Below are 26,197 nucleotides of genomic sequence, written 5' to 3'. Positions count from 1 at the left end.
AAGGACCCAGGGCCCAGCCTTGGGACGGCCTCCCCCCGAATGCCGTCCCTGGCCGGGCCCACCCTCGGGTCAGGTGCCGAGGGCGCCGGCGTGCGGAAGGGCTCACGACCACGCCGGCCGGCCTTCCCCTGGGTCACCGTGAAGGCCGCAGAACTCATGATGCTCATGTGACGGAGCGCGGGATACGGCTCTTACTCATTCGTCGCCGCTGCTTGCCCACTCTTGACCTGGTCGATCTTTCCGCCTCCTCGCCCGCCGTGCCGGGAAGGCCGTCGCGGGCGGGACAATGGTGACGTGACGCGGGTGATCGCAGGGACGGCGGGGGGACGCAGGCTCGCCGTGCCGCCGGGGAGATCGACCAGGCCGACGAGCGACCGCACCCGGGAGGGCCTGTTCGCCACCGTGGGCTCCACGCTCGGCACGCTCGACGGGGCCCGGGTCCTCGACCTGTACGCCGGGTCGGGCGCCGTGGGGCTGGAGGCGCTGAGCAGAGGGGCGGCCCACGCGCTGCTGGTCGAGTCGGACGCCAGGGCCGCGCGCACGATCAGGGAGAACATCGCGTCGCTCGGGCTGCCGGGGGCGTCCCTGCGGGCCGAGAAGGCCGAGCGGGTGGTGGGCCGTCCGTGCGAGGAGCCGTACGACTTCGTCTTCGCCGACCCGCCCTACGCGGTCTCCGACGAGGCGGTCTCCCGGGTCCTGACGGCGCTGCGCGACAACGGCTGGCTGGCGGAGGGCGCACTCGTGGCCGTGGAGCGGGAGTCGAGGGGTAAGGACCTGGTGTGGCCCGAGGGCTTCACGGAAGACAGGGTCCGTCGGTACGGCGAAGCGGCCGTTTGGTACGGTCGCGCAGCCGGGAACCCGTAAATCTTGGGGGTGCGCCTTGCGTCGCGTCGTCTGCCCGGGATCGTTCGATCCCGTGACCAACGGACATCTGGACATCATCGGCCGGACATCACGGTTGTACGACGAGGTCGTCGTGGCCGTGCTCATCAACATCGAGAAGCACAGCCTTTTCACCGTCGACGAACGCATCGAGATGCTCCAGGCGGTGACGAAGGAGTACGGCAACGTCCGCGTGGAGAAGTTCCACGGTCTGCTGGTCGACTTCTGCCGGCAGCAGGGCATCCCGTCCATCGTGAAGGGCCTGCGCGCGGTGAGCGACTTCGACTACGAGTTGCAGATGGCCCAGCTCAACTATCGGATGTCGGGTGTGGAGACCTTGTTCATGTCCACCAATCCGGAGTACTCGTTCCTGTCGTCCAGCAGGCTCAAGGAGATCGCGCGCTACGGCGGGGACGTCTCCGGCCTGGTCCCGGACCTTGTCCACCAGCTGCTCGTGGAGCGGCTCAGAGGCTGAACGAGGGCTGGTATTCTTGCCTTTCAGCCTTGCACGACGGCGGTGATTCGCCATGCCTAACGAGAGCAGGATGAGTCTGCACAGCCTCGATCCCCGAGCCCCATGGGTGATCTCCACCCACGACCTGGGACGTCGACCGGGATCGATGCGCACGCTCAGCCCGGTCCTCCCGGCACCGGCGGACCTCGCGGTCGGAATGATCGGCGTTCCCAAGGACGCCGACGTCGAGCTGGACATCCGGCTCGAAGCGGTGATGGAGGGCGTGCTCGTGACGGGCACGGCGCATGCTCCCCTGACGGGGGAGTGCTCGCGCTGCCTGGACCCGTTGACCTCGGAGATCGAGGTCGACTTCCAGGAGCTCTACTTCTACTCGGCGGAGGACGCCGGAGAGGACGATCTGCTCCTCGACGGCGAACTGCTCGATCTCGAGCCGGTTTTCCGTGACGCGGTGGTGCTCGCACTGCCGCTGAGCCCGGTGTGCGGTGAGGACTGCCCCGGTCTCTGTGCGGAGTGCGGGATCAGGCTGGCGGAAGCCGGCCCGGACCACCGGCACGAAGCGATCGACGCCCGCTGGGCGGCGCTGCAGGGTTTGGTTGTGGAACAGGAAGACGATCAGGAGGGTTGACGTGGCCGTCCCCAAGCGGAAGATGTCGCGGAGCAACACCCGCGCCCGCAGGTCCCAGTGGAAGGCGGCGGCGGTCGCACTCGTGAGCTGCCCGCAGTGCCGCTCGCCCAAGCGCCCGCACGTGGCGTGCCCGACCTGCGGCACCTACAACCGCCGTCAGGTCGTCGAGCCGTCGGCCTGATCGCGCGTTAGGCGGACATCGGGACGCCGGCCGGATCGTCAGGGCGATCCGGTCGGCGTTACCGTGCTTCACAGGAACGTGCGGTGGCGGTTGGACGGTACGCACCCACATGCACGCCCGCGGCCGTGGTGGACGCCGGGGCCATCGGCTCCCGGCGGACCGGCGTCCACCACGCCTTCGGGCCTTCGGCCGGTCCACCTGCCTCCCGTGCACGGCCCTGCCTGCACATAGGAGTTGGGAGGATTTCATGGCCGCGCCGTCTGTAAAACCCGTCCCCGTCGAGGTCGCCAGGGACGAGCTTTTCCAGGTGCTGAACGTCAGGCTCAGCACCGGCATCCTGGAACGGGCGCTGACGCACCGCTCGTACGCGTACGAGAACGGCGGGCTGCCGACGAACGAGCGCCTGGAGTTCCTGGGCGACTCGGTGCTGGGTCTCGTGGTGACGGACACGCTGTTCCGCAACCACCCGGACCTGCCGGAGGGCCAGCTCGCCAAGCTGCGCGCCGCCGTGGTCAACATGCGGGCCCTCGCGGACGTCGCCAGGACGCTGGACCTCGGCAAGTACCTGCGGCTGGGCCGCGGCGAGGAAGGCACGGGCGGGCGCGACAAGTCGTCGATCCTGGCCGACACGCTGGAGGCCCTGATCGGCACGGTGTACGTCGACAAGGGCCTCGACGAGGCGTTCCGCGTCGTCCACCTGCTGTTCGACCCGCTCATCACGCGGTCGGCGTCGCTCGGCGCCGGGCTCGACTGGAAGACGTCCCTGCAGGAGCTCACCGCCGCCGAGATGCTCGGCGTGCCCGAGTATCACGTGGACGAGAGCGGGCCCGACCACGCCAAGTCGTTCTCCGCCACGGTGCGCGTGGGCGGCAAGGAGTACGGCAAGGGTTCCGGGCGCAGCAAGAAGGAGGCCGAGCAGCAGGCGGCCGAGGCGGCCTGGACCGCGATCCGCGCGCTGCGCGACGCCCGCGAGGGCGCCGGCCCCGTACGCGCCTGAGCCCGGGGGACGGCGCATGCCCGAACTGCCCGAGGTCGAGGTCGTCCGCAGGGGCCTGGAGAGCTGGGTCGCCGGCCGGACCGTGGCCGCGGCCGAGGTCCTGCACCCCCGGGCGGTCCGCCGCAACGTGGGCGACCTGCCCGCCCAGCTCAAGGGCCGCACGCTGGCGTCGGCCGAGCGGCGCGGCAAGTACCTGTGGCTGCCCCTGCGGGACGGCGACCAGGAGGAGGCGGAAGAGGCACTGATCGCCCACCTCGGCATGAGCGGCCAGCTGCTCGTCGTCGACCCGCTGTCGCCGGTGGAGAAGCACCTGCGCGTGCGCATGGGCTTCACCGACGGCGGCCTGGAGTTACGGTTCGTCGACCAGAGGACCTTCGGGCACCTCCTGGTGGCGCCCATGGCCGCCGGGCGGGGCCGGCCGGTGCCCGAGCCGATCGCGCACATCGCCGCCGACCCGCTGGAGGACGCCTTCGACGACGAGGAGTTCGCCGTGCGGCTGCGGCTTCGCCGTACGGGGATCAAGCGGGCGCTGCTCGACCAGTCGCTGATCAGCGGGGTGGGCAACATCTACGCGGACGAGGCGCTGTGGCGGGCGCGCCTGCACTGGGCCCGGCCGACCGAGACGCTGACCCGGCCGAAGATCGCCGAACTGCTCGCGGCGGTCCGCGCGGTCATGACCGAGGCGCTCGGGCAGGGCGGCACCTCCTTCGACAGCCTGTACGTGAACGTGAACGGCGAAAGCGGCTACTTCGACCGCTCGCTCGCGGTGTACGGCAGGCGGGACGAGCCCTGCCGCCGCTGCGGGACGCCGATCCGGCGGGAGGCGTTCATGAACCGGTCCTCCTACAGCTGCCCGAAGTGCCAGCCCCGTCCGAGGAACGCCCGCCCGTAGGGACCCCCGCCTGTGGCGGCCGGAGTCGATCTGGATACTGGTAGGCGTGGTTCGGTTGACGGCGTGGATCCGGGGACGGGTGCAGGGCGTGGGATTCCGGTGGTGGACCCGGGCCCGCGCGCTGGAGCTCGGACTCGTCGGGTGGGCCTCGAACCTGGCCGACGGGAGGGTCGAGGTCGTCGCCGAGGGCCCGAGGGAGTCCTGCGAGAGGCTCCTGGCGTTGTTACGCACCGGTGACACGCCCGGCCACGTTGAGGGGGTGGTCGAGCGCTGGAGCGACGCGAAGAGAGGTATCGCCGGGTTTGTCGAGAGGTAGGGCTTCCCTCAAACCCCTCAAATCCGGTATATTTATCTAGCGAGAGTGTCCACCGGCAAGTCATCGCGGAGCGTTCAACTTGACCGTCTCCAATGCCGGTGCGACTCTTGAGAGGAACCACGCGCACCCCTCCCGCGGCATGAAGTGCGCGAACCAGTCTGGTCACTCAGCGTGGAGGACCCTTTACTATGGCGAAGGCTCTACTCGGCCACGTCGGCGGTCCTGACCCTCGAATGATCTCGGAAATGCGCCGCCTCCAGCAGCGCATCCGCGACCTCGAGGCAGAACTCAACCGGCTCCAGGCCCAGAACGACGCGCTCGAGGCGCAAACTCGTGATGAGGCCCTGGTCCGGCTGCAGGATCGCGAGCCGGCTCTCACCTGAGGTCCGGCAGGAACGGGAAGGATTGTAGGGACGCCCCGCAAAGGCGTCCCTTGCCATTTCCGCCGCCGTTCCCCGGCAATTGATTCGGCGGCTTATCGATCATAGAGAGTTGGGCGAACCGCCCCGCTTGTCGTTTACGGCCTTCCCTTCACGAGCGTGCCGCCGGTGCCTATCCCAGGTGCCCGGCCGCCGGGAGCTGTAGTCTTTCCCCCCAAACGCCGGGCGGCACCGAGGGGGGCGGACATGTACCTGAAGACGCTCACCTTACGCGGCTTCAAGTCCTTCGCCTCGGCCACCACCCTCCGCTTCGAGCCCGGCATCACCGCCGTGGTGGGTCCGAACGGCTCCGGCAAGTCCAACGTCGTGGACGCCCTCGCGTGGGTGATGGGGGAGCACAGCGCGAAGTCGCTGCGCGGCGGCAAGATGGAGGACGTCATCTTCGCGGGCACCTCCAGCCGCCCGCCGCTCGGCCGGGCCGAGGTCACCCTGACGATCGACAACACCGACGGCGCGCTCCCGATCGACTACACCGAGGTGACGATCAGCCGGCTGATGTTCCGCTCCGGTCAGAGCGAGTACGCCATCAACGGCGACACCTGCCGCCTGCTCGACATCCAGGAGCTGCTGTCCGACTCGGGCATCGGCCGGGAGATGCACGTCATCGTCGGCCAGGGCCAGCTCGACCAGGTGCTGCACGCGGGGCCGGAGGAGCGTCGGGCGTTCATCGAGGAGGCCGCGGGCGTACTCAAGCACCGCAAGCGCAAGGAGAAGGCGCTCCGCAAGCTCGACGCGATGCAGGCCAACCTGACCCGCGTCCAGGACCTCGTGGCCGAACTGCGCCGTCAGCTCAAACCGCTGGGCCGCCAGGCCGAGATCGCCCGCAAGGCGGCCGTCATCCAGGCCGACCTGCGTGACGCGCGGCTGCGCCTGCTCGCCGACGACGTGATCACCCTGCGCGACACCCTGCAGCGGGAGGAGGCCGACGAGGCGGCCGTACAGGCGCGGCGTGCCCAGGTGGAGGCCGAGCTGGCCGAGGGCCAGCGGCGGGAGGCGGAGCTGGAGGCGGCCGAGAACGAGGCCCAGCCGCGCCTCAAGGCCGCCCAGGAGACCTTCTACCGCCTTTCGGCCCTGCGGGAGCGGCTGCGCGGCGTGGAGAGCCTCGCGGCCGAACGGCGGCGTCACGCCGCCGACGCCGCGTCCATCGAACGGCGCGGGCGCGACCCGGAGGACCTGGAGCGTGAGGCCGCCGAGGTGCGGGAGCAGGAGCGGGTGCTGGCGGAGGAGCTCGACGAGGCGCGCGAGCGGCTCGCGGCCGCCGTCGAGGTCCGTGCCGAGGCCGAGGAGGCGCTGGCCGCCGAGGAGCGGCGCCTGGCCGCCGCCGCCCGTGCCGCGGCCGACCGCCGCGAGGCCCTCGCCCGTCTGCGCGGCCAGGTCGAGTCGGCCAGGAGCAGGGCCAGGGCCGCCGGGGACGAGATCGGCAGGCTCACCAAGGCCGTCGAGGACGCCACCCGGCGCGCAGAACAGGCCCAGGACGAGCTCGACGCGCAGGCGCTCGACGAGTCGCCGGCCGACCCCGAGCTCGCGGCCGAGCTGGAGGCCGCGCAGGAGGGTGTGGACCTCGCCCGCGCCGCGGTGGAGGAGGCCAGGGCCGTGGCCGAGCAGGCCGAGGCCGTCGTGGAGCGGGCGCGGGCCGAGCTGGCCGCGCCCAGGGACGCGCTGGCCGCCGCCAAGGCCGCCGTGGGCACGGCCCGCGCCGCCGACGCCGAATCGCAGCGCGCCGTCGCCGCTCTCCAGGCGCGGTGCGAGGCTTTGGAGATGAGCCTGGCCGGGGGAGCGGACGGGGCCGCCGCGCTGCTCGGCGCCGGTCTGCCCGGGGTGCTCGGCCCGATCGCCACGCTGCTGGCCGTACGCCCGGGGGCGGAGGCGGCCGTCGCGGCCGTGCTGGCGGTCGACGGGGTGGCCGTCGCCTCGCTCACCGCCGCCGTCGCGGCCGTCGAGCACCTGCGCGAGGCCGACGCCGGCCGCGCCGCCCTGCTGATCGCCGGCGACAGGAACGGGGACGGCGGGCGGCCGGAGGCGCCCGTCGCGGGCGCCGAATGGGCCGCCGACCTGGTCACCGTGCCGGACGAGCTGCGCCCCTCCGTGGACGCGCTGCTGTCGGGCGTGGTCGTGGTGCCCGACCTGCTCACCGCGCGCAAGGTCGTGGACGCCCACCCGGAGCTGCGGGCCGTGACCACGTCCGGCGACCTGCTCGGGGTCCACGCCGCGCACGGCGGCTCCGGTGGCGGCGCCTCGCTGCTGCAGATGCGTACGGCCCTGGACGAGGCCGCCGCCGATCTCGCCACCGCCCGGGCCGGGGCCGAACGGCACGCGGAGGCGCTGACCGAGGCCGTGGCCGTCGAGCGGGAGTGCCAGCTCGCGCTGGAGGCGGCGCAGGCGCGGGTCACGGAGGCGCAGAGCGGCGTGAGCGCCGCCCAGGGCGGCGTCAACGCCGCGCAGAACGGGCTGAACGCGGCGCAGGCCGGGCTCGACCGCCTGCGCGGCAGGCAGCGGGAGGCCGACCAGCGGGCCGCGGCGGCGGCCAAGCAGCTCGCCCGGCTGGAGGCCGCGGTCAAGGCCGCGCAGGACGAGGCGGCCCGGCTCGGCCGGTCCGTGCTGGACGCCCAGGAGTCGCGTGAACAGGCGCAGGCCGCGGTAGTGGAGCTGGAGGAGCAGCTCGCCGAGGCCGAGTACGCCGCCGAGCTGGAGGCGGAGCCGACCACCGACACCCGGGACGAGCTGGCCGCCGCCTGTGGCGTCACCCGGCAGGCCGAGATGGAGGCCCGGCTGACCGTCCGTACGGCCGAGGAGCGGGCGCGGGGCATCGCGGGCCGCGCCGACGCCCTGCTGCGCGCGGCGCAGCGCGAGCGGCAGGACCGCGCCCGGGCCGCGGCCGACCGGGAACGCCGCCGCAGGCAGGCGGAGATCGCCGCCGCGGTGGCCGACGGAGCACGCGCGGCCCTGGGCGCACTGGAGGGCTCGCTCGCGCGGGCCGCCGAGGAGCGCGACGAGGCCGATCGGGCGCGCGGGCAGATCGACGCCGAGCTCAAGCAGGTGCGCCTGCGCGTACGAGAGCTCGGCTCCGAGCTGGACGCCCTGGTCAACCGGGTCCACGGCAGCGAGATGGCCAGGACCGAACGCCGGCTGCGCCTGGAGCAGATGGAGCAGCGCGCACTGGAGGAGTACGGCATCGAGCTCGAACCACTCATCGCCGAGTACGGGCCGGGCGTGCCGGTGCCGGGCGATCCGCCGGTGCCGTACGTCCGGGAGGAGCAGCAGAAGCGGGCCAGGACGGCCGAGCGGCAGATGACCCAGCTCGGCAAGGTCAACCCGCTGGCGCTGGAGGAGTTCGCCGCGCTGGAGGAGCGGCACGCCTTCCTCACCTCCCAGCTCGAAGACCTCAAGAAGACCCGGCGCGACCTGCTGCTCGTGGTCAAGGAGGTCGACGACCGGGTCGAGCAGGTCTTCGCGGCGGCGTACGAGGACGTGGCGCGCGAGTTCCAGGGGATCTTCCAGCGGGTCTTCCCCGGCGGGGAGGGGCGCCTGCTGCTGACCGACCCGGAGGACATGCTGACGACCGGTGTCGAGGTCGAGGCCCGGCCGCCCGGCAAGAAGGTCAAGCGCCTGTCGCTGCTGTCCGGCGGCGAGCGGTCGCTGACGGCGGTCGCGTTCCTCATCTCGATCTTCAAGGCCCGCCCGTCGCCGTTCTACGTGATGGACGAGGTCGAGGCGGCCCTCGACGACACCAACACCCAGCGGTTGCTCACGCTGTTCGAAGAACTGAGACAGACTTCACAGCTCATCGTGATCACACATCAGAAGCGCACGATGGAGATCGCCGACGCGCTGTACGGCGTGTCCATGCGCGGCGACGGCGTCACCCAGGTCGTCAGCCAGCGCCTCCGGGAGAAGGTCTAGGAAGAGCGTGTTTCCCGCTCACCCTCGGGGCGCTCATTTCCGCCCCTCCGGATCGCTCGTGTTTCCCGCTCACCCTCGGGCGCTCATTTCCGCCTGGTCGTGCCGGAGGCGCGCCATAAGCGCTTCCCTCGTCGCGCTTGGTCGCTTCGCTCCCGCGCGCTCCTCAGTCCAGATCGGCGGCGCGCCCCTCCGGATCGCTCGAACGAGCTGTGCACTGGCGGGAGTAATGCGGGTGATCTGGGAAACTGCATGGTGTGGACGGTTACCTCGGCATCATCGTGATCGTGGCCATCGTCGCCATATTGGCGGTGGGTGGCCTCTGGCTGCTGTTCCGGCCGAAGGCGAAGGACCTGCCGCCCGCGCCGCCGGCCCCGCCCGAGCCGAAGGCTCCCGTGATCGAGGAGCCCGCGAAGACGGGACTCGGTGAGGAGGACGGCGGCACGACGACCACCCTGCCGCCGCCCGCCCCTCCGATCGAAGAGCTGATCAAGGCTCCCGAGATCGAGGTCCCGCCGCCCTCGGCCGGCCGGATGGTGCGGCTGCGCAGCAGGCTGGCCCGTTCGCAGAACGTCCTCGGACGCGGCCTGCTCGAACTGCTGTCCCGCGACCGCCTCGACGACGACGTCTGGGACGAGATCGAGGAGACCCTGATCACCGCCGACGTCGGCGTCGCGCCGACCAGGGCGATGGTGGAGGAACTGCGGACGAAGGTGAAGGTCCTCGGCACCCGCACCCCGAACGAGGTGCGCAAGCTGCTCAGGGATGAACTGCTCACGCAGATCGCCCCCGACCTCGACCGGACCCTTCACACCAAGCCGCACGGCGAGCGGCCCGCAGTCGTCCTCGTCGTGGGCGTCAACGGCACCGGCAAGACCACGACCTCGGGCAAGCTCGCCCGCGTCCTGGTCGGCGACGGAGGGAAGGTCGTCCTCGGCGCCGCCGACACCTTCCGCGCGGCGGCCACCGACCAGCTGCAGACGTGGGGCGACCGCGTCGGGGCGGGCGTGGTGCGCGGCCCGGAGGGCGGCGACCCGGCGTCCGTGGCGTTCGACGCCGTGGCCAAGGGCATCGAGGACAAGGCCGACACCGTCATCATCGACACGGCGGGCCGCCTGCACACCAAGACCGGTCTCATGGACGAGCTGGGCAAGGTGAAGCGGGTCATCGAGAAGAAGGCCGCCGTGGACGAGGTGCTGCTCGTCCTCGACGCGACCACGGGGCAGAACGGCATGCGTCAGGCGCAGGTCTTCGCCGAGGTGGTCAACGTCACCGGCATCGCCCTGACCAAGCTGGACGGCACGGCCAAGGGCGGCATCGTGATCTCGGTCCAGCGCGAGCTGGGCGTGCCCGTGAAGCTGGTGGGCCTCGGGGAGGGGCCGGACGACCTCGCGCCGTTCGACCCCGAGGTCTTCGTCGACGCCCTGCTCGGCGACTGACGCACGGGAAAGGCCGCGGGCCGGGGATCCCCCGGCCCGCCCGCCGTCAGTCGCGCAGGAAGGCGCGCAGCTCCTCCAGGTGCGGGGCGATGTCGATGTCCTGCCCGGACAGCCAGCGCGGGTCGCCGTAGGTGTCGCGGTAGCGCTCGGCGCCGTCGCAGATCAGCGTGACCACGCTGCCGTGCTCGCCTCGCTGCCGCATCTCCCGGATGATCTGCACCGCCGCGGCGATGTTGGTGCCGGTCGAGCCGCCGACCTCCCGGCGGGTGACCTCTCTGACCCAGTGCATGGCCGCGATCGACAGGGCGTCCGGGACCTGCGTCATCCGGTCGATGACCGTCGGCAGGAACGACGGCTCGACCCGCGGCCGGCCGATGCCCTCGATCCGCGAACCGGCGCCGCCGTGCTCCTCACCGGAGACCCAGGACGGGAAGAACGCCGAACCCTCGGGATCGGCCACGCACAGCCGCGTCTGGTGCCGGCGGTAGCGGATGTAGCGGCCGATCGTCGCGGAGGTGCCGCCGGTGCCCGCGCCGACCACGATCCACGCGGGCTCCGGGTGCCGTTCGAGGGTCATCTGCTGGAAGATGCTCTCGGCGATGTTGTTGTTGCCCCGCCAGTCCGTCGCCCGCTCGGCGTAGGTGAACTGGTCCATGTAGTGCCCGCCGGTCTCGACGGCGAGCCGGTGCGACTCGTCGTAGATCGCCCTCGGGTCGTCCACCAGGTGGCACTTGCCGCCGTAGAACTCGATGATCTCCCGCTTCTCCGGCGAGGTGCTCGCCGGGATCACCGCGATGAACGGCAGCCCGAGCAGGCGGGCGAAGTACGCCTCGCTTACGGCGGTGGACCCGCTGGACGCTTCGATGATCGTGGTGCTGGGCCCGATCCAGCCGTTGGCCAGGCCGTACAGGAAAAGGGAGCGGGCGAGCCGGTGCTTGAGTGAACCGGTCGGGTGCACCGACTCGTCTTTCAGATAGAGGTCGACACCCCAGTGCGAGGGGAGCGGGAATGCGTGCAGATGAGTGTCGCAGCTTCGGTTGGCGTCGGCCTCGACGGCCTGGATGGCGTCGGCCACCCAGGCCCTCGTGACCGGATCATGCCGATCCAGGTGGTTCATGGCGCCACTCTGGCACGTTGTCCGGCATGAACACCAAAGGCCCCAACTGAGCCGACAGACAGTGAAACTTGCCACATTTTACTTTCGATTGAGGCTGCGGTGTTACGCTAATGAGACTTGTTCGGCTTGCGCGTGACCTGGCCGCGCGGGCCTGGTCCTTACATCGACGGTGCTGACCAGGCCGGACGAATTAACAGCGTGCTTAGGCCCCGATCGGCACGATGTCCTTGGCACAACGATGAACGAGCGACCTCGCATGTGTTCCGGCCGGACGGGTAACGGGGGAGAAGTTCCGTAGGGGGAAGAGATGATCTCGACCGACGAGCAGCGGCAGGCATGGTTCGAGCGTGAGGTCGTGCCGGTGACGAGCCAGCTCTACGCGTCCGCCATGCGTCTGACGCGCAACCCCGCCGACGCCGAGGACCTGGTTCAGGAGACCGTCGCCAAGGCGTACACGTCGTACCACCAGTTCCGTGAGGGCACGAACCTCAAGGCATGGCTGCACCGCATCCTCACCAACAACTTCATCAACGACTACCGGAAGAAGCAGCGCTCGCCCAAGCTGTCGGCCGCCGAGGAGATCGAGGACTGGCAGCTGGCCGCGGCCGAGTCGCACATGTCGACCGGGCTGCGCTCGGCCGAGACCGAGGCGCTCGACCAGATCCCCGACAGCGTCGTGATGAACGCCCTGCGCGCCCTGCCGGAGGACTTCCGGGTGGCCGTCTACCTGGCCGACGTGGAGGGCTTCGCGTACAAGGAGATCGCCGACCGGATGGGCACGCCGATCGGCACCGTCATGTCCCGGCTGCACCGGGGCCGCCGGCAGCTCCGGGGGATGCTGGAGGGCTACGCCCGCGAGGAGGGCGTCGTACGCGTCCCCGAGCAGGCCTGCGCGGCCTGACGGCAGGCCTCGGGCTGGGCGGCCCATGCGGCGGCCCATGCGTGCCCATGCGGTGCTCTGGGGCGCTCTGGGGCGCTCTGGGGCGCTCTGGGGCGCTCAGGCGGCGGCGATGAGGGCGATCGCGCCGAGCGCGAACCCCACGCCGGTGATCTGCACGGGGCTCAGCCGCTCGCCCAGTACGTACCGCGCGAGCAGTAGCGTGCTCGCCGGGTAGAGCGACACCAGGACGGCGACCAGGGTGAGCATCCCCCGCTGCGCCGCGAAGAGATAGAGCACGTTGGCGCTCATGTCGAGCACCCCGGCCGTGATCGTCACCGTCAGGCTGCCGGGCACCGGGCGCAGGCTCCTGCGCGTGGCGAGAGCCAGCAGCGCGACCAGCGTGATCGACGCGATCCTCGCCCCCAGCAGGGGCCACGTGCCGGATTCGGCCGGGGCCAGCTTGAGCAGCACGAAGAACCCGCCGAAACCCGCTCCCGACACCAGGGCGGCGATGATCGGTCCCGCCTTCGGGCCGCTCGCGCCGCCGTTCGGCTCGCGGCTGACCAGCAGGACGGCGAGCAGGCCGAGCGCGACGCCAACCAGGGCCAGGGCGGACGGCCGGTCGCCGGTGAGCAGGCCGAAGACCACGGGGACGGCCATCGCGGTCGTCGCCGTGGTCGGGGCGATCACGGACATCATGCCGGTGGCCAGGCCGCGGTAGAACAGCACGATGCCGAAGGCGCCGGCGACCCCGGAGGCCATCCCCCAGGCGAGCGCGGCCGTGCTCGCGTGGCCCGGCAGGATCGGGAGCAGGACGGCGATCAGCAGCAGGCCGCCGAGCTGGGAGAGCACGACGACGGCCAGCACCTTCGAACGCCTGGTGGCGAGCCCGCCGAAGAAGTCGGCCGTGCCGAAGATCACCGCGCATGCCGTCGCGAGCGCCGCCGCCGTCACAGGTCCCCCAAGAGATTGCATCAATAGTGCAATGGATTGTACTTGGAGATCACTATTGTGGATCCATGGCTGATCCTGCGACGATCACCGCGGCCATCGCCGCCAACGTACGGGGCCAGCGGGCCCACCGGGGGATGACCCTCGACGAGCTCGCGGCGCGGTCGAACGTGAGCCGCGGCATGCTCATCCAGATCGAGCAGGGCCGCACCAACCCGAGCGTCAACACGCTCACCCGCATCGCCGACGCGCTGGGCGTCACCCTCGCCCGGCTGGTGGAGGTCGCCGACACCCCGGTCGTCCGGGTCGTGCACGAGTCCGAGGTGGTGACGTTCCGGCACCCCGGGGGAGGATCGGCCCGCCTGCTCGTGGGGACCGACGCGCCCGCGATCCTGGAGCTGTGGGACTGGCGGCTCGGGCCGGGCGAGCACCACGACGGCGACGCGCACCCCGCCGGGACCCGGGAGATGCTCACCGTCCTGGAGGGACGGCTCACGCTGACCGTGTACGGCAGGAGCCACGCTGTGGGGTGCGGTGACGCCGTCGTGTTCAGCGCCGACCGGCCGCACCGATACGCCAACGAGCACGACGAACCGCTGCGCTTCGTGATGGTGGTCACCGAGCCCCCGGAACCACCGGATGTCGCGGCGCCGCCCGATGTCACGGTGCGGCCCGAAGTCCGGGAGCCCGCCGATGGCAGAGAACCTGCAGATGACTGACGAGTAAGGGCTGCGTGGTGACGCTCAGTAGTTGATGATTACAGAATGAATCCGCAAGCGCCGCTCCAAGGTTGGGTACATCCCTTTTTGTGCGTGTCTGCTGTGCAGGGGGCGGTGGCCGGTGAGTGAATCGCGAGTCGCGGTGGAAAAACTTCGCGCGGAACTCGCCGCGCTCGGGGTGGCCGACGCCTACGAGATCGGTGACGAGGCTACTCTCTCCGTCTGGATAGGCCTGGTCGTGACCTTCCGTGAGGGCTTTTACCGTTGGCGCGAGGGTGCCGTGAAGTGCCGGCACCTGGGTACGGACCCCGCAGGATGCGCCATCCGGGTGGCCCGCAGGTACGCCGAACTCAAGGCGGACGTGCCGCCCTGGTGGGAGGAGCTGGAAAAGGTTCTGCGGGGGGGATCGGCCGGAGGCTATCCGTAGCGTTCGTGGCCCCCCGCCTGCTCCGGGGGGTCGTATGCGGATCGGATCCGTGCTGCTGTCGTTGCTGCTGCTCGGCGGATGTGCCCAGGCCAGGACCGTACCGGCCGCGGGGGAGCGTCCCGTGGCGCCGCATCCGCGCTTCGGCACACCGGGGCATTTCGACGCCGACCTGCTGCGCTTCCGGCTGGCGGGGACACAGCGGGGAGCGCCCGGGCCGCGCCTGCCCGCGATCCCGCCGCCCCGGCACGTCGACTGCAGGAAGCACAAATGCGTGGCGCTGACGTTCGACGACGGGCCGGCCGAATACACCGGGCACGTCCTCGACCTGCTCGCCGCCCACCACGCCCGGGCCACGTTCTTCCTGCTCGGGCAGATGGTCACGGACGAGACACGGGACTTCGTGCGGCGGATGGCCTCCGAGGGCCACGAGATCGGCAACCACTCCTGGGACCACGCCTCGCTGCCCGGGCTGTCGTCCGACGGCCTGCGCCGCGAGCTCGACCGGACCCAGGAGGTTGTGCGGAAGGTGACCGGCATGCGGATGCGGCTCATGCGCCCGCCGTACGGCGCGACGAACCAGTCGGTCGACAACGAGACCAGACAGGCGGGCCTGGCGCAGATCATGTGGGCGGTCGACACCCTCGACTGGCTCAACCGCAACCCCACCGTGATCGCCCAGCGCAGCGCCGCGGCGAAACCGGGCGACATCGTGCTCATGCATGACATCCACGCCACCACCGTGCAGGCGCTGCCCCACCTGCTCGACGAACTCGACCGCAAGGGCTTCACGTACGTGACCGTCTCGGAGCTGCTCGGCTCCACCACGCCCGGCAAGAAGTACACCAACCGGTAGACGGGCCACGGCCTGCGCGGTCCCGGTCCCGGGACTGTCGGTGGGGCGTGCGAAGGTGGGTGGCATGGGTTTCAGCGGGTTCCCTGACGAGGCGCTCATCTTCTACGAGGGCCTCGTCGCCGACAATTCGAAGGCGTACTGGACGGCCCACAAGGAGTTGTACGAGACCGGGGTCCGGGCGCCGATGCTCGCGCTCATGGACGAGCTGGAGCCGGACTTCGGGCCCGCCCACCTGTTCCGGCCGCACCGGGACGTGCGGTTCGCCAAGGACAAGTCGCCGTACAAGACGCACCAGGGGGCCTACTGCGGGGTGGGCGTGGAGGGCGTCGGCTACTACGTCCAGGTGGACGCCGACGGCCTCTACGTGGCGGCGGGCTGGTGGATGCCGGGCGACCAGGTGCCGCGCTACCGTGAGGCCCTGGACGACGACACCGCCGGGCCCCTGCTGGAGAAGATCCTCGCGGCCCTGCCCGGCGATCTCACGGTCGGCGGCGAGCGGCTCAAGACCCGCCCCCGCGGCACGCCGGAGGACCACCCCCGGCTCGACCTCCTGCGGCACAAGACGCTGCACGCCGGGCGGCGGTTCGAGCCGGAGCCATGGCTGCACACCCCCGAGAGCCTCGACCGGGTCCGCTCGACCTGGCGGGCGCTCGTCCCGCTGGTCGACTGGCTGAGGCGCCACCTGTCCTGACCGCCCCCGCCCGGTCAGCCGCGGCCTTTGACGAGGCCGCAGCCGATCCGGGCGCCGGCGTCCCCGGTCTTGCGCGTGGCGGCGTCCGGGCCCACGGCGCCGGTGTCGTCGGGGCGGTGGAAGTACCGGTCCGGGATGTGCGCGAAGTTGTCCGGTCCGGCGTGCACCACGAACGCGCTCCCGTTGGCGTCGGCCAGTTGCTCCGGGGTGAACCTGTCGGTCACGAAGGACGCGGAGGCGGTGCCGTCCGCGGCCGCCAGCAGCGGTGGCATGTCTCCGGCCGTGTCGCCGTGCGCTCCCGAGCCGAGGTGGCTTCCGGCACTGGAGAACGCGCTGCCCGTCGCCCGGTCCACGGAGCGGGGATCGCACACGCCGGCGGCGTGGACGTGGAAGCCGTGGAAGCCGGGGGCGAGTCCCCGCATGCCGACGCTGACCCGCGACTTCTTCGCGTCGTACCGCTCGACGTGCACGGTGCCGAGGACGCGCCCCGCGGTGTTCCGGATGACCGCGGTGACCGGCTCGCCGGGCCGGGTCTGCGTGGTGGTGGCCGCTGTGGTGGCCGCTGTGGTCGTGGCGGACAGCACCGGGACGGCCGGCGCGGCCGCGGCGGCCAGTCCCAGGGCGAGCCCGGCGGCCATGGCGAGACGGGTTGTGCGGGGCATGATCGCTCCTCCTCAGACGCTGCACTGCCTGCGCCAGCAGAGCACGGCCGGGTGTGCGGGGGAGCGCGAACGGCGTCATCTGTGCCCGCCGTTTACCTGCTCTTGCCGTCTGCATCCCCTCGTCGGCGTCGCCGCCGAAGCGAAAAGCCGAAGCCCCGACCGATCGAGTCGGCGAGGGCTTCGGGTGAAGGAGCCTTTCGGGTGAAGGAGCTCAGCTGCGCTTGGCGCGGGCGGCCGCGCGCCCCCGGCTGGCCGAGTCGAGGACTGTCTTGCGGATGCGCACGGTCTGCGAGGTGATCTCCACGCACTCGTCGTCGCGGATGAACTCCAGGGCCTGCTCCAGGGACAGGACGCGCGGCGGGATCACCTTCTCGGTCTCCTCGCTGGTGGAGGAGCGCATGTTGGTGAGCTTCTTCTCCTTGGTGATGTTCACGTCCATGTCGTCGGAGCGGGAGTTCTCCCCGATGATCATGCCCTCGTACACCTCGGTGCCGGGGGAGACGAACAGCGTGCCGCGCTCCTGCAGGTTGATCATGGCGAACGCGGTGACCTGGCCCGCGCGGTCGGCGACCAGCGAGCCGTTGTTACGGGTGCGCAGCTCGCCGAACCACGGCTCGTACGTCTCGAACACGTGGTGCACGAGGCCGGTGCCGCGGGTCTCGGTGAGGAACTCGGTGCGGAAGCCGATCAGGCCGCGCGCCGGCACCAGGAACTCCATGCGGATCCAGCCGGTGCCGTGGTTGGTCATGTGCTCCATGCGGCCCTTGCGCACGGCCAGGAGCTGGGTGACGGCGCCCAGGTACTCCTCCGGGCAGTCGACCGTGAGGCGCTCGACCGGCTCGTGCACCTTGCCATCGACGACCTTGGTCACGACCTGCGGCTTGCCGACCGTCAGCTCGTAGCCCTCGCGGCGCATCTGCTCCACGAGGATGGCCAGGGCCAGCTCGCCACGGCCCTGCACCTCCCAGGCGTCCGGGCTCTCGGTGGGCAGCACGCGCAGCGAGACGTTGCCGACCAGCTCCTTGTCGAGGCGGTCCTTCACGAGGCGGGCGGTGACCTTGGCGCCCTTGACCTTGCCGACCAGCGGGCTGGTGTTGGTGCCGATCGTCATGGAGATCGCCGGCTCGTCGACCGTGATCAGCGGCAGCGGGCGCGGGTCTTCGGGGTCGGCCAGCGTCTCACCGATCATGATGTCCGGGATGCCGGCGATCGCGATGATGTCGCCGGGCCCGGCCTCCTCGGCGGGCTTGCGCTCCAGCGCCTCGGTCATCAGCAGCTCGGAGATCTTGACGCGCTGGACGCTGCCGTCAGTGCGGCACCACGCGACCTGCTGGCCCTTGCGGATCGTGCCCTGGTGGACGCGGCACAGCGCGATACGGCCGAGATAGCTGGACGCGTCGAGGTTGGTGACGTGGGCCTGGAGCGGCGCGGACGGGTCGTAGACCGGCGCCGGGATCGTGGTCTTGATCGTGTCGAACAGCGGCTCCAGATCGGGGGAGTCCGGCATGCCGCCGTCGGCGGGGCGCTCCAGCGAGGCCCGTCCGGCCTTGGCCGAGGCGTACACGATCGGGAAGTCGATCTGGTCCTCGGTCGCGTCGAGGTCGATGAACAGCTCGTACACCTCGTCGACGACCTCGGCGATGCGGGCGTCCGGCCGGTCCACCTTGTTGATGCACAGGATCACCGGCATCTTCGCGGACAGCGCCTTGCGCAGCACGAAGCGGGTCTGCGGCAGCGGGCCCTCGGAGGCGTCCACCAGCAGCACGACGCCGTCCACCATGGACAGGCCGCGCTCGACCTCGCCGCCGAAGTCGGCGTGGCCCGGGGTGTCGATGATGTTGAGGGTCATGCCGCCGTGCCTGACCGCCGTGTTCTTGGCGAGAATGGTGATCCCCTTCTCGCGCTCGAGGTCGTTGGAGTCCATGACCCGCTCGTCCACGTCCTGGTTGGCCCGGAACGCTCCGGACTGCCATAGCATGGCGTCGACCAGCGTGGTCTTGCCGTGGTCGACGTGCGCGATGATCGCGATGTTCCGCAGGTCGTCGCGGGTGTTCATAGGCATAGTGAAGTCTCGCTCTGGTTCGTCGGGGTGTCGTCCGCGTCCCGGGACTGAAGCGAGACGCACATCCGCCGCATGACACGGCCAAGCCATTTTAGTTGATCCCGATCGCCGCCACGCGCCGACGGCTACGGAACCCTCGGTGGAAACGCCCGCGCGGCGATCGGCATTCCTTGCCGTCGAAACGCTCCGTCTAAAGGCTCTCCGTCAGGGCAGGTGGACCGGCTGTGACGGATGAAGGTCTCGTGCTGCTGATCGCCTGGGCGGAGTTCCTCGTGCCGATCCTCGTCCTCGCCTACCTCCTGCTGCGGCGGCGCACATGATTCCGCCGGCTCGCCTGGTGCCGCCCGCCCTGCTGACGGCACTCCTGTTGTCCGGGTGCGTCAGCCCCGCGTGGGACGACCACGACTACGCGCTCAAGGCCGGAAAGACGGCCGAGTCGGCCGCCTCGGCCGTGCGGTTCGCCCGTTCCGTCGTGGCGTACCGGGACCGCATGACCGGGCCGTACGCCGAGGTGGTGCTGACCGAGGCGGTGCACGACCTGGGCAGCGTCAACGACCAGTTCGGCGGTGTGCAGCCGCCCTCGGACGCCTCCGACCGGATCAGGGACGAGGTGCTGCGCCTCACCGAGAAGGCCGAGAGCGAGATCGAGGACCTGCTCATCCAGACGCGCCGGGACGGGGTGAAGGACCCGGCGGCGGCCGTACGGGACCTGGGCAGGCTCGCGAGCGAGCTGAGCGACTTCGCGGAGAGGCACAAGTGAAGAGGTTCCTCGCGGTCACGCTCGGCATCCTGACGGCCTTCGGCGGGTTCGTGGACATCGGCGACCTGGTCGCCAACGCCGTCGTGGGGTCGAGGTTCGGCATGTCCCTCGCGTGGGTGGTGGTCGTCGGCATCATCGGCATCTGCGTCTTCGCGGAGATGTCCGGCAGGATCGCGGCGGTGTCGCAGCGGCCGGTCTTCGACCTCGTCCGCGAGCGCATGGGCCCCCGCGCCGGGCTGGTCAACCTCGGCGCGTCGTTCTTCATCAACGTGCTCACGCTGGCGGCCGAGATCGGCGGCGCCGCGCTCGCGCTGGAGCTGGTGACCGGCCTCAACTACCTGCTGTGGGTGCCGCCGGTGGCCCTGGTCGCCTGGCTGGTCATGTGGCGGGTGAAGTTCGAGACCATGGAGCGCGTCTTCGGGCTGGCCGGGCTCGCGCTCGTCGTGTTCATCGTCGCGCTGTGGCAGCTCGGGCCCGACTGGGGCGAGCTGACCACGCAGCTCGTCCGGCCGCCGCAGGACGAGGGCGTGCCGACCTACCTCTACTACGCGATCGCGCTGCTCGGCGGGGCGATGACGCCGTACGAGGTGTTCTTCTTCTCCTCGGGCGGCGTCGAGGAGCGGTGGACCCGCAGGGATCTGGTCACGGCGCGGGCCAACGTGTTCGTCGGCTTCCCCCTCGGCGGCGTGCTGTCGCTGACGATCGCGGCGTGCGCGGCGACCGTGTTCATGCCGGTCGCGGCCGAGCCCGACTCGCTCGGGCAGATGGTGCTCCCGGTCGCCCAGGGGCTGGGCAAAGTCGGCCTCGGTGTGGTGATCCTCGGGGTGTTCGCGGCCACGTTCGGCGCGACGCTGGAGACCGCCCTGTCGTCGGGCTACTCCCTGAGCCAGTACTTCGGCTGGCAGTGGGGCAAATACGTGGTGCCGGGCCGCGCCGCCCGGTTCCACGTGACCGTGCTGGCCTCGGTGATCGTCGCGACCGCGCTGATCCTCACCACCATCGACCCGATCAAGGTGACCGAGTATTCGCTGGTCTTCTCGGCCGCGGCCCTGCCGCTCACCTACCTGCCGGTCCTCATGATCGCCAACGATCCCGACTACATGGGGGAGAAGGTCAACGGCAGATTCAGCAACGTGCTGGGAAGTTTCTACATGGTGCTGCTGCTCGTCGTGGCGGTCGCGGCCATCCCCCTGATGATCGCGACGAAGGCGGGGCAGTGACGACCCGGCCGGAGGAGGTGAGGACTCGTTGACCGAACCCGCGCGGGTGCTGCACGCCCGCCTGCACCTGCTCGACCGGCAGGTCGTCAGGGAGAGCGACGACCGCCTGCTGTGCAAGGTGGACGACCTGGAGATGCGGCCCGGTGACCGGCCGTACGTCACCGCGATCCTGTCGGGCCCGCTCGCGCTCGGCCCGCGGCTCGGCGGCCTGCCGGGATGGCTGATGACGGAGACCGACCGGCTCTTCCGGCGGGAGGAGCGGCCGGGGCCGTACCGCATCGAGATGAGCCTGGTGACCGAGATCGGCAGTGCCGTACGGGTGGCCGGCCACCGGCAGGACCTGGCGCTGGAGCGCTGGCTGACCAGGAACGTGGTCGGCCGGATCCCGGGAGCGGCAGGGACGGAGGAACAGGATGATCCCGAAAGCGGCGCACGGGATGCGCCGGAGAAGGCGCTCCGGGTGCGGGAGCGGGGGGAGGACAGGCCGGACGCCATGCGGCTCGGCGGGCTGCTCGGCCGTACGGTCCGCGGCCCGTCGGGGGAGGCCGCCGGTGACACCGTGGACGTCCGCCTCGTCCAGGACGGGCCGCTGCTGGCCGGGGTCCATCACGCGTTCCGGGCGGCCGGGCTGCTGATCGCCCGGCGGCGGGCCGGGCGGCTCTTCGGGTACGAGCGCGGCCCCGGGCTGTGGGGGCCGTCGCTGCTGGGCGCCCTCGTGCGCCGCATGCACGGCGAGATCCGCTACGCCGAATGGGACCAGATCGAGTCGCTCGACGACGAGGAGGTCAGGCTTGGGGTCCCCTGGGAACGGCTGCGGTCGACGGCCGATCTCTGATTGATCCCGTCGCGTGGGGGGTGAAATGGCGGGAAATAAGGTCGAGGGCATGACTCTCGCTGCTGCTTTCGGGGCGATGCTGCGCACGGCGGACGGTGTCCGCATCGACGCGGCGCACACGCCCAACGGCTCACTCGATCTCGGCATCGTGGTCGCGCACGGCTTCACCGGAACGTGGAGGGGGCCGGACACCCGGCGCATCGTGCACGTCCTGTCGCGGTTCGGCGGCGTGGTGTCCTTCGACTTCCGGGGCCACGGACGCTCCGGCGGTCGGTCCACGGTGGGCGACCTGGAGGTCCTCGACGTGGACGCGGCGGTCAAGCACGCCCGCTCGATCGGCTACCGGCGCATCGCCACCGTCGGCTTCTCGATGGGCGCCGCCGTGGTCGTGCGGCACGCCGCGCTGCAGCGGGGGGTGGACGGGGTGGTGTCGGTGAGCGGCCCGGCCCGCTGGTACTACCGCGGCACCAAACCCATGCGGCAGGTCCACTGGGCGATCGAACGCTGGCACGGGCGGCTGGCGGCCCGGCTGGTCAAGCGGACCCGGATCGCGGGCGGCGGATGGAACCCCGTCCCGCTCCCGCCGTACGAGGCGGCGGCGCTGGTCGCGCCCACGCCGCTGCTGATCGTGCACGGTGACCACGACCCGTTCTTCCCCCTCGAGCACGCCCACCAGCTGTACGAGTGCGCGGCCGAGCCGAAGGAGCTGTGGGTGGAGCCGGGATACGGCCACGCGGAGGCGGCGGCCACCCCTGACCTGGTCCGCAAAATCGGTCAGTGGATCTCGCGAACCAAATCCCCATAAGGGTCGTCTATGAGGGTTGTGTGGATCCGGAACTCCCCGATCCATACCGCCGATTGGGGGATCGGCGCACACCCTCACCGGGTGTGGCCCAGCGTCGCGGGGGCGCGCTGGGCGGTTTCACCGGCCCGGTACGGCACGCATGCCGTACCGGGCCGCAGGGACGCGTTGTTTCAGCTCACGCGTTTCAGCTCACGCGTTCAGCCCAGCCGGGCGATCGACTTGGTCTCCAGGTAGGCCGACAGGCCCTCGGGGCCGAGCTCCCGGCCCAGGCCGCTGGCCTTGAAGCCGCCGAACGGCGTGTTCGGGTCGAGCGTGTGCATCACGTTGACGCCGTACGTGCCGGTGCGCACCCGGCGGGCGACGTCCACCCCGTGATCGGTGTCGGCGGTCCAGACCGAGCCCGACAGGCCGTAGTCGCTGTCGTTGGCGATCCGCACCGCGTCCTCCTCGTCCTCGTACGGGATCACCGCCAGCACCGGGCCGAAGATCTCCTCACGGGCGATGCGCATGTCGTTGGTGGCCCCGGCGAAGACGGTTGGCGCGACGTACCAGCCACGGTCGTACGGCCGGTCGAGGCCGCCGACGACCGGCTTGGCGCCCTCCTCGATGCCCGACCTGATGTAGCCCTCGACCCGTTCCTGCTGCCGCCTGGCCACCAGCGGCCCGATCGCGGTGGCCGGGTCGGCGGGGTCGCCCACCTGCTGGCTCGTCACCATCTCGGCGACGGCCTGGACGACCTCGTCGTAGCGGTTGCGGGAGGCGAGGATGCGGGTCTGCGCCACGCACGCCTGGCCGTTGTTCATCAGCGAGGCCATCGACAGGAAGCCCATGGCGGAGGGCAGGTCGCAGTCGTCGAGGATGATCGCCGCCGACTTGCCGCCGAGTTCGAGCGTGCAGCGCTTGAGCTGTTCGCCGCAGATCGCCGCGATCCTGCGCCCGGCGGCGGTCGAGCCGGTGAAGGCCACCTTGTCGACACCGGGATGGGAGACCAGGTGCTCGCCCGCCTCGCGGCCGGCCGCGACGATGTTGACCACCCCGGCCGGGATGCCGGCCTCCTTGATCATCTCGGCGAGCGGGTAGGAGTCGAGCGGCGTCTCGGGAGCGGGCTTGAGCACCACCGTGCAGCCCGCGACGAGCGCCGGGGCCAGCTTGGTCATGGTGACGAACTGGGGGACGTTCCAGGGGACGACGGCCGCCACGACGCCGACCGGCTCGCGGCGGACGATCATCGGGCCGAACAGGCCGGGCCGCTCCTCCTCGACGGGGAACGTCGCGCCGAGACCGGCGAAATACTTGAGCATCCCCAGTGGCTGCGGAGCCTGGGCGAGCTGGGAGAACGTGATCGGAGACCCCATCTCCACCGTGATGATCTCAGCCATCTCGGCCTGGCGGGCCTCGTAGATCTCCGCCAGCCGTCCCACGACCGCCGCGCGCTCGGCCATCGTCATCCGCGGCCAGGGCCCGTTGTCGAAGGCGTCCCTGGCGGCCGCGACGGCCCGGTCCATGTCGGCGGCGGTGCCGTCCGGCACCCGGCCGACGACCTCCTCACTGTGGGGGGAGATCACCTCGATCGTGCCCGTGCCCGCGGGGGCCACCCAGTCGCCCCCGATGAACAGCGTGTCGTGCTGCAGCATTGCCTGCCTCCTGATCGGGCGCGCCATCGCGCATACAGAGAGACCGAATCATGTTCTGCTCGGCCTTGGCAAGAGTGGACCCGCGAAACGGGATCGACCCAGGTAGACGCGCCGACGGCGAACGGGGCACGCGGGCGGAAATCCGGCCGCTGTCCGCTTTGAACCCAAGAGTTTCTCCTGTTCCGGTAGCAGACCGTAAAGATCGTCTTCTATAGTTTCGGACCGAATCCGAGTGGAGGTCGCGTGCGGTCGGGACGCTGGGCCAGGCTGGCGGTGGTCACCACCGCGCTGCTTGTCGCACCATCTGTCTCGGGCGCCCTCACCGCCGAGGCGGAACCGGACCAGCAGGCCAAGCTCCGCAAGCTCACCCAGGAGGCCGCCGCGCTCCAGAAGGAGTACCGCGGCGAGATCCTCAGCCTGGAGGACGCGAAGAGAGCCGCGCAGAAGGCTTCCAGCAGGAGCAAGAAACTGCAGGCCGACCTGCGTCTGGCCCAGCGGCAGGTGGCGGCGTTCGCGCAGTCCTCGTACATGACCGGGGGTGCGGACGCCTCGCAGCTGTTCTCCCTGTCGGCCGACCCGAGCTCGCTGGCGATGCTGTCCTATCTGGGCACCGCCAGGACCGAGCGGCTCAACAGCGTCAAGGACCTCGTCGCCAAGCAGAAGAAGGCGGCCCTCGCGGCCGCCGGCGAGATCGACAAACTGCAGGCGCACATCAAGCAGCTCAAGTCGAGGCGCGGCGAGGTCGAGCGGCTGATGGCGAAGTACGGCTTCCAGGCGCCCGACGCCGGCAGCGGACTGACCCAGCGCATGGTCTCGACGCGCAATGCGATCATGGGGCAGTTCCCGATGCCGTTCGGCGTCGGCTGCCTGCGCCCCGGCGACCCGGGGGAGCACGGCAAGGGCCGGGCCTGTGACTTCATGATGAGCGGCGGCGGCCGCATGCCGGACGTGGTGGCCAAGGAGCGCGGCGACGCCCTGGCCCAGTGGTGCATCCAGCACGCGAGCGAGTACGGGATCATGTACATCATCTGGCAGCAGCGCTTCTACGACATGCGCACCGGCGCCGGATGGAGGATGATGTCCGACCGCGGTGGCATCACCGCCAACCACTACGACCACGTTCACGTGTCGGTGCTCTGATCCCGCAGGAATTCGCGCAGCCAGTGGTAGGACGCCTTCGGCGTGCGCTCCTGGGTCTCGAAGTCGACGTGGACCAGGCCGAACCGCTGGTGGTAGCCCTCGGCCCACTCGAAGTTGTCCAGCAGCGACCAGACGAAGTAGCCCCGCAGGTCCACGTCCGCCTGCCGCATCGCCCGGATGTGGCCGTCGAGGTAGTCGATCCGCTCCTGGTCGTCCAGGCCGTCGTACGAGCAGCCGTTCTCGGTGATGTAGACGGGCGGCAGCGCGTCGCCGTACCGGTCCTTGAGGCCGTCGAGCAGTTCGCGCAGGCCGTCGGGGACGACGGGCCAGCCGAAGGCGGTGGTGGGAACGCCGGTGATCTCCTCGAACCGGAACGGCAGGCCGTCCCCGCCGGGTCCGCCGATCCGGGTGGGGTTGTAGTAGTTGATCCCGATCCCGTCGAGGGGCTGGGCGATCGCCTCCAGATCGCCGGGTTTCACGGGGATCTCGACGCCGAACGCCGTCAGGTCGGGGTAGGCGCCGGTGAGGACCGGGTCGTTGAACAGCCGGTTGTGCAGGATGTCGTAGGTCTCGGCGGCGGCCAGGTCCTCCGGGGAGTCCGAGGCGGGCCGGACCGGGGTGCAGTTGTTGGTGATCAGCACCTGCTGCGCGCCGCCCGCGCGCAGCGCCTGCGTGGCCAGGCCGTGCCCGAGCAACTGGTGGTGGGCCACCGGCAGCGCGTCGAACATGAGCGCCCTGCCCGGGGCGTGGATGCCCAGGCCGTATCCCTCCACCATGTGGACGAACGGCTCGTTGAGCGTGATCCACATGCGTACGCGGTCGGCCAGCCGTTCTGCCACGACGGCGGCGTAGTCGGCGAAACGGCGGGAGGTGTCGCGGCTGAGCCAGCCGCCCTCGTCCTCCAGCGCCTGCGGCAGGTCCCAGTGGAAGAGCGTCGGCACCGGAGTGATGCCGTTCTCGCACAGTGCGTCCACAAGACGGTCGTAGAAGTCGAGCCCGGCCTGGTTGACCGGGCCGCAGCCGGTGGGCATCACCCGCGGCCAGGCGATGGAGAAGCGGTAGGCGTTGACGCCGAGGCCGGCCATCAGCGTCACGTCCTCGGTGTAACGGTGGTAGTGGTCGCAGGCCACGTCGCCCGTGTGCCCGTCGCGGACCCTGCCGGGGGTGTGCGAGAAGGTGTCCCAGATGGAGGGCCCTCTGCCGTCCTCCGTGGCCGCCCCTTCGATCTGGTAGGACGCGGTGGCCGTACCCCAGAGGAACATGATGCCGCCTCTCTCCGCTAATATGAGCAGAACTC

Annotated in this window: 26 protein-coding genes; 20 read left to right on the top strand and 6 right to left on the bottom strand. The window is 70.8% G+C overall.

Annotated elements, in window-relative coordinates; all coding sequences use genetic code 11:
• Window positions 1–294 precede the first annotated feature (294 nt).
• The 10 genes from rsmD to ftsY all read left to right on the top strand — a co-directional run bounded on the left by rsmD (window position 295) and on the right by ftsY (window position 10,144).
• Window positions 295–864, top strand: coding sequence for a 16S rRNA (guanine(966)-N(2))-methyltransferase RsmD (rsmD, locus tag HHX30_RS23730; RefSeq protein WP_169984182.1), 570 nt, complete (start codon window positions 295–297; stop codon window positions 862–864).
• Between the two features lie 16 nt (window positions 865–880).
• Window positions 881–1,357: a pantetheine-phosphate adenylyltransferase gene (gene coaD, locus HHX30_RS23725; RefSeq protein ID WP_169984181.1), complete on the top strand. Its 477-nt coding sequence runs from the start codon at window positions 881–883 to the stop codon at window positions 1,355–1,357.
• A 70-nt stretch (window positions 1,358–1,427) separates the two neighbouring features.
• Window positions 1,428–1,982, top strand: coding sequence for a DUF177 domain-containing protein (locus tag HHX30_RS23720; RefSeq protein ID WP_169984180.1), 555 nt, complete (start codon window positions 1,428–1,430; stop codon window positions 1,980–1,982).
• A 1-nt stretch (window position 1,983) separates the two neighbouring features.
• Window positions 1,984–2,163: a 50S ribosomal protein L32 gene (gene rpmF / locus HHX30_RS23715; RefSeq protein WP_030506036.1), complete on the top strand. Its 180-nt coding sequence runs from the start codon at window positions 1,984–1,986 to the stop codon at window positions 2,161–2,163.
• A 247-nt stretch (window positions 2,164–2,410) separates the two neighbouring features.
• The gene (gene rnc, locus HHX30_RS23710; RefSeq protein WP_169984179.1) at window positions 2,411–3,160 is read left to right on the top strand and encodes a ribonuclease III; all 750 of its coding nucleotides are present in this window, start codon (window positions 2,411–2,413) and stop codon (window positions 3,158–3,160) included.
• A 16-nt stretch (window positions 3,161–3,176) separates the two neighbouring features.
• A complete protein-coding gene (gene mutM / locus HHX30_RS23705; protein WP_169984178.1) occupies window positions 3,177–4,052 on the top strand; it encodes a bifunctional DNA-formamidopyrimidine glycosylase/DNA-(apurinic or apyrimidinic site) lyase in 876 nt (291 codons plus the stop codon).
• 46 nt (window positions 4,053–4,098) lie between these two features.
• Entirely contained in the window at window positions 4,099–4,368 is a 270-nt protein-coding gene (locus HHX30_RS23700; RefSeq protein WP_169984177.1) for an acylphosphatase, read from the top strand.
• Window positions 4,369–4,556: 188 nt separating this feature from the next.
• A complete protein-coding gene (locus HHX30_RS23695; protein WP_142571989.1) occupies window positions 4,557–4,751 on the top strand; it encodes a hypothetical protein in 195 nt (64 codons plus the stop codon).
• Between the two features lie 243 nt (window positions 4,752–4,994).
• Window positions 4,995–8,708 carry an AAA family ATPase gene (locus tag HHX30_RS23690; protein WP_169984176.1) on the top strand — a complete coding sequence of 1,238 codons (3,714 nt, stop codon included), beginning with the start codon at window positions 4,995–4,997 and terminating at the stop codon, window positions 8,706–8,708.
• Between the two features lie 254 nt (window positions 8,709–8,962).
• Window positions 8,963–10,144 carry a signal recognition particle-docking protein FtsY gene (ftsY, locus tag HHX30_RS23685; protein ID WP_169984175.1) on the top strand — a complete coding sequence of 394 codons (1,182 nt, stop codon included), beginning with the start codon at window positions 8,963–8,965 and terminating at the stop codon, window positions 10,142–10,144.
• 46 nt (window positions 10,145–10,190) lie between these two features.
• Here the strand turns inward: ftsY and HHX30_RS23680 are convergent, their stop codons facing one another.
• Window positions 10,191–11,261 (bottom strand): PLP-dependent cysteine synthase family protein, encoded by a 1,071-nt coding sequence (locus HHX30_RS23680; protein ID WP_169984174.1) that lies wholly within the window; start codon window positions 11,259–11,261, stop codon window positions 10,191–10,193.
• Window positions 11,262–11,568: 307 nt separating this feature from the next.
• Between HHX30_RS23680 and HHX30_RS23675 the strand changes: the two genes are divergently transcribed.
• On the top strand, window positions 11,569–12,162 hold the full coding sequence (locus HHX30_RS23675; RefSeq protein WP_169984173.1) for a sigma-70 family RNA polymerase sigma factor: 594 nt from the start codon (window positions 11,569–11,571) through the stop codon (window positions 12,160–12,162).
• 96 nt (window positions 12,163–12,258) lie between these two features.
• Here HHX30_RS23675 and HHX30_RS23670 read toward each other — a convergent pair whose 3' ends face one another.
• Window positions 12,259–13,116 (bottom strand): DMT family transporter, encoded by an 858-nt coding sequence (locus HHX30_RS23670; protein ID WP_211592427.1) that lies wholly within the window; start codon window positions 13,114–13,116, stop codon window positions 12,259–12,261.
• Window positions 13,117–13,160: 44 nt separating this feature from the next.
• Here HHX30_RS23670 and HHX30_RS23665 point away from each other — a divergent pair, with 44 nt between their 5' ends.
• The 4 genes from HHX30_RS23665 (at window position 13,161) to HHX30_RS23650 (ending at window position 15,782) form a co-directional block, all read left to right on the top strand.
• A complete protein-coding gene (locus HHX30_RS23665; RefSeq protein WP_169984172.1) occupies window positions 13,161–13,811 on the top strand; it encodes a helix-turn-helix domain-containing protein in 651 nt (216 codons plus the stop codon).
• A 142-nt stretch (window positions 13,812–13,953) separates the two neighbouring features.
• Window positions 13,954–14,238: a hypothetical protein gene (locus HHX30_RS23660; RefSeq protein WP_311922820.1), complete on the top strand. Its 285-nt coding sequence runs from the start codon at window positions 13,954–13,956 to the stop codon at window positions 14,236–14,238.
• Between the two features lie 34 nt (window positions 14,239–14,272).
• The gene (locus tag HHX30_RS23655) at window positions 14,273–15,091 is read left to right on the top strand and encodes a polysaccharide deacetylase family protein (RefSeq protein WP_169984170.1); all 819 of its coding nucleotides are present in this window, start codon (window positions 14,273–14,275) and stop codon (window positions 15,089–15,091) included.
• Window positions 15,092–15,155: 64 nt separating this feature from the next.
• Window positions 15,156–15,782: a DUF2461 domain-containing protein gene (locus HHX30_RS23650; RefSeq protein WP_169984169.1), complete on the top strand. Its 627-nt coding sequence runs from the start codon at window positions 15,156–15,158 to the stop codon at window positions 15,780–15,782.
• 14 nt (window positions 15,783–15,796) lie between these two features.
• On the opposite strand, the gene HHX30_RS23645 is transcribed toward HHX30_RS23650, so the two are convergent.
• Together HHX30_RS23645 and typA are read right to left on the bottom strand one after the other, a co-directional pair.
• The gene (locus tag HHX30_RS23645; protein ID WP_169984168.1) at window positions 15,797–16,444 is read right to left on the bottom strand and encodes a superoxide dismutase family protein; all 648 of its coding nucleotides are present in this window, start codon (window positions 16,442–16,444) and stop codon (window positions 15,797–15,799) included.
• A gap of 211 nt (window positions 16,445–16,655) precedes the next feature.
• Window positions 16,656–18,506, bottom strand: coding sequence for a translational GTPase TypA (typA, locus tag HHX30_RS23640; protein ID WP_169984167.1), 1,851 nt, complete (start codon window positions 18,504–18,506; stop codon window positions 16,656–16,658).
• Window positions 18,507–18,822: 316 nt separating this feature from the next.
• Between typA and HHX30_RS23635 the strand changes: the two genes are divergently transcribed.
• Genes HHX30_RS23635 through HHX30_RS23620 form a run of 4 tightly spaced genes read left to right on the top strand, consistent with a single transcriptional unit; the run spans window position 18,823 to window position 22,126 of the window.
• Complete coding sequence (locus HHX30_RS23635) at window positions 18,823–19,266, top strand: hypothetical protein (RefSeq protein ID WP_169984166.1); 444 nt, start codon at window positions 18,823–18,825, stop codon at window positions 19,264–19,266.
• Window positions 19,263–20,486: an NRAMP family divalent metal transporter gene (locus HHX30_RS23630; protein ID WP_169984165.1), complete on the top strand. Its 1,224-nt coding sequence runs from the start codon at window positions 19,263–19,265 to the stop codon at window positions 20,484–20,486. Before HHX30_RS23635 ends, HHX30_RS23630 begins: the two co-directional genes overlap by 4 nt.
• 28 nt (window positions 20,487–20,514) lie before the next feature.
• On the top strand, window positions 20,515–21,321 hold the full coding sequence (locus tag HHX30_RS40840) for a hypothetical protein (RefSeq protein ID WP_211592426.1): 807 nt from the start codon (window positions 20,515–20,517) through the stop codon (window positions 21,319–21,321).
• 49 nt (window positions 21,322–21,370) lie between these two features.
• Complete coding sequence (locus tag HHX30_RS23620; protein ID WP_249350367.1) at window positions 21,371–22,126, top strand: alpha/beta hydrolase; 756 nt, start codon at window positions 21,371–21,373, stop codon at window positions 22,124–22,126.
• Between the two features lie 197 nt (window positions 22,127–22,323).
• Here the strand turns inward: HHX30_RS23620 and HHX30_RS23615 are convergent, their stop codons facing one another.
• Window positions 22,324–23,760, bottom strand: a complete 1,437-nt coding sequence (locus HHX30_RS23615; protein ID WP_169984164.1) for an aldehyde dehydrogenase — start codon at window positions 23,758–23,760, stop codon at window positions 22,324–22,326.
• Window positions 23,761–24,003: 243 nt separating this feature from the next.
• On the opposite strand from HHX30_RS23615, the gene HHX30_RS23610 reads away from it, so the two are divergent.
• Window positions 24,004–24,900, top strand: a complete 897-nt coding sequence (locus HHX30_RS23610) for a hypothetical protein (protein WP_169984163.1) — start codon at window positions 24,004–24,006, stop codon at window positions 24,898–24,900.
• On the opposite strand, the gene HHX30_RS23605 is transcribed toward HHX30_RS23610, so the two are convergent.
• Window positions 24,882–26,162, bottom strand: a complete 1,281-nt coding sequence (locus HHX30_RS23605) for a GH1 family beta-glucosidase (protein WP_169984162.1) — start codon at window positions 26,160–26,162, stop codon at window positions 24,882–24,884. The genes HHX30_RS23610 and HHX30_RS23605 overlap by 19 nt on opposite strands.
• Window positions 26,163–26,197: the final 35 nt, after the last annotated feature.

Origin of the sequence: Microbispora sp. H10836 (assembly GCF_012999525.1) — a bacterium.
Taxonomy (GTDB): Bacteria; Actinomycetota; Actinomycetes; order Streptosporangiales; family Streptosporangiaceae; genus Microbispora.
Note: the sequence above shows the minus strand (reverse complement) of the source record. Positions and strands in the feature narration are given on the sequence as shown.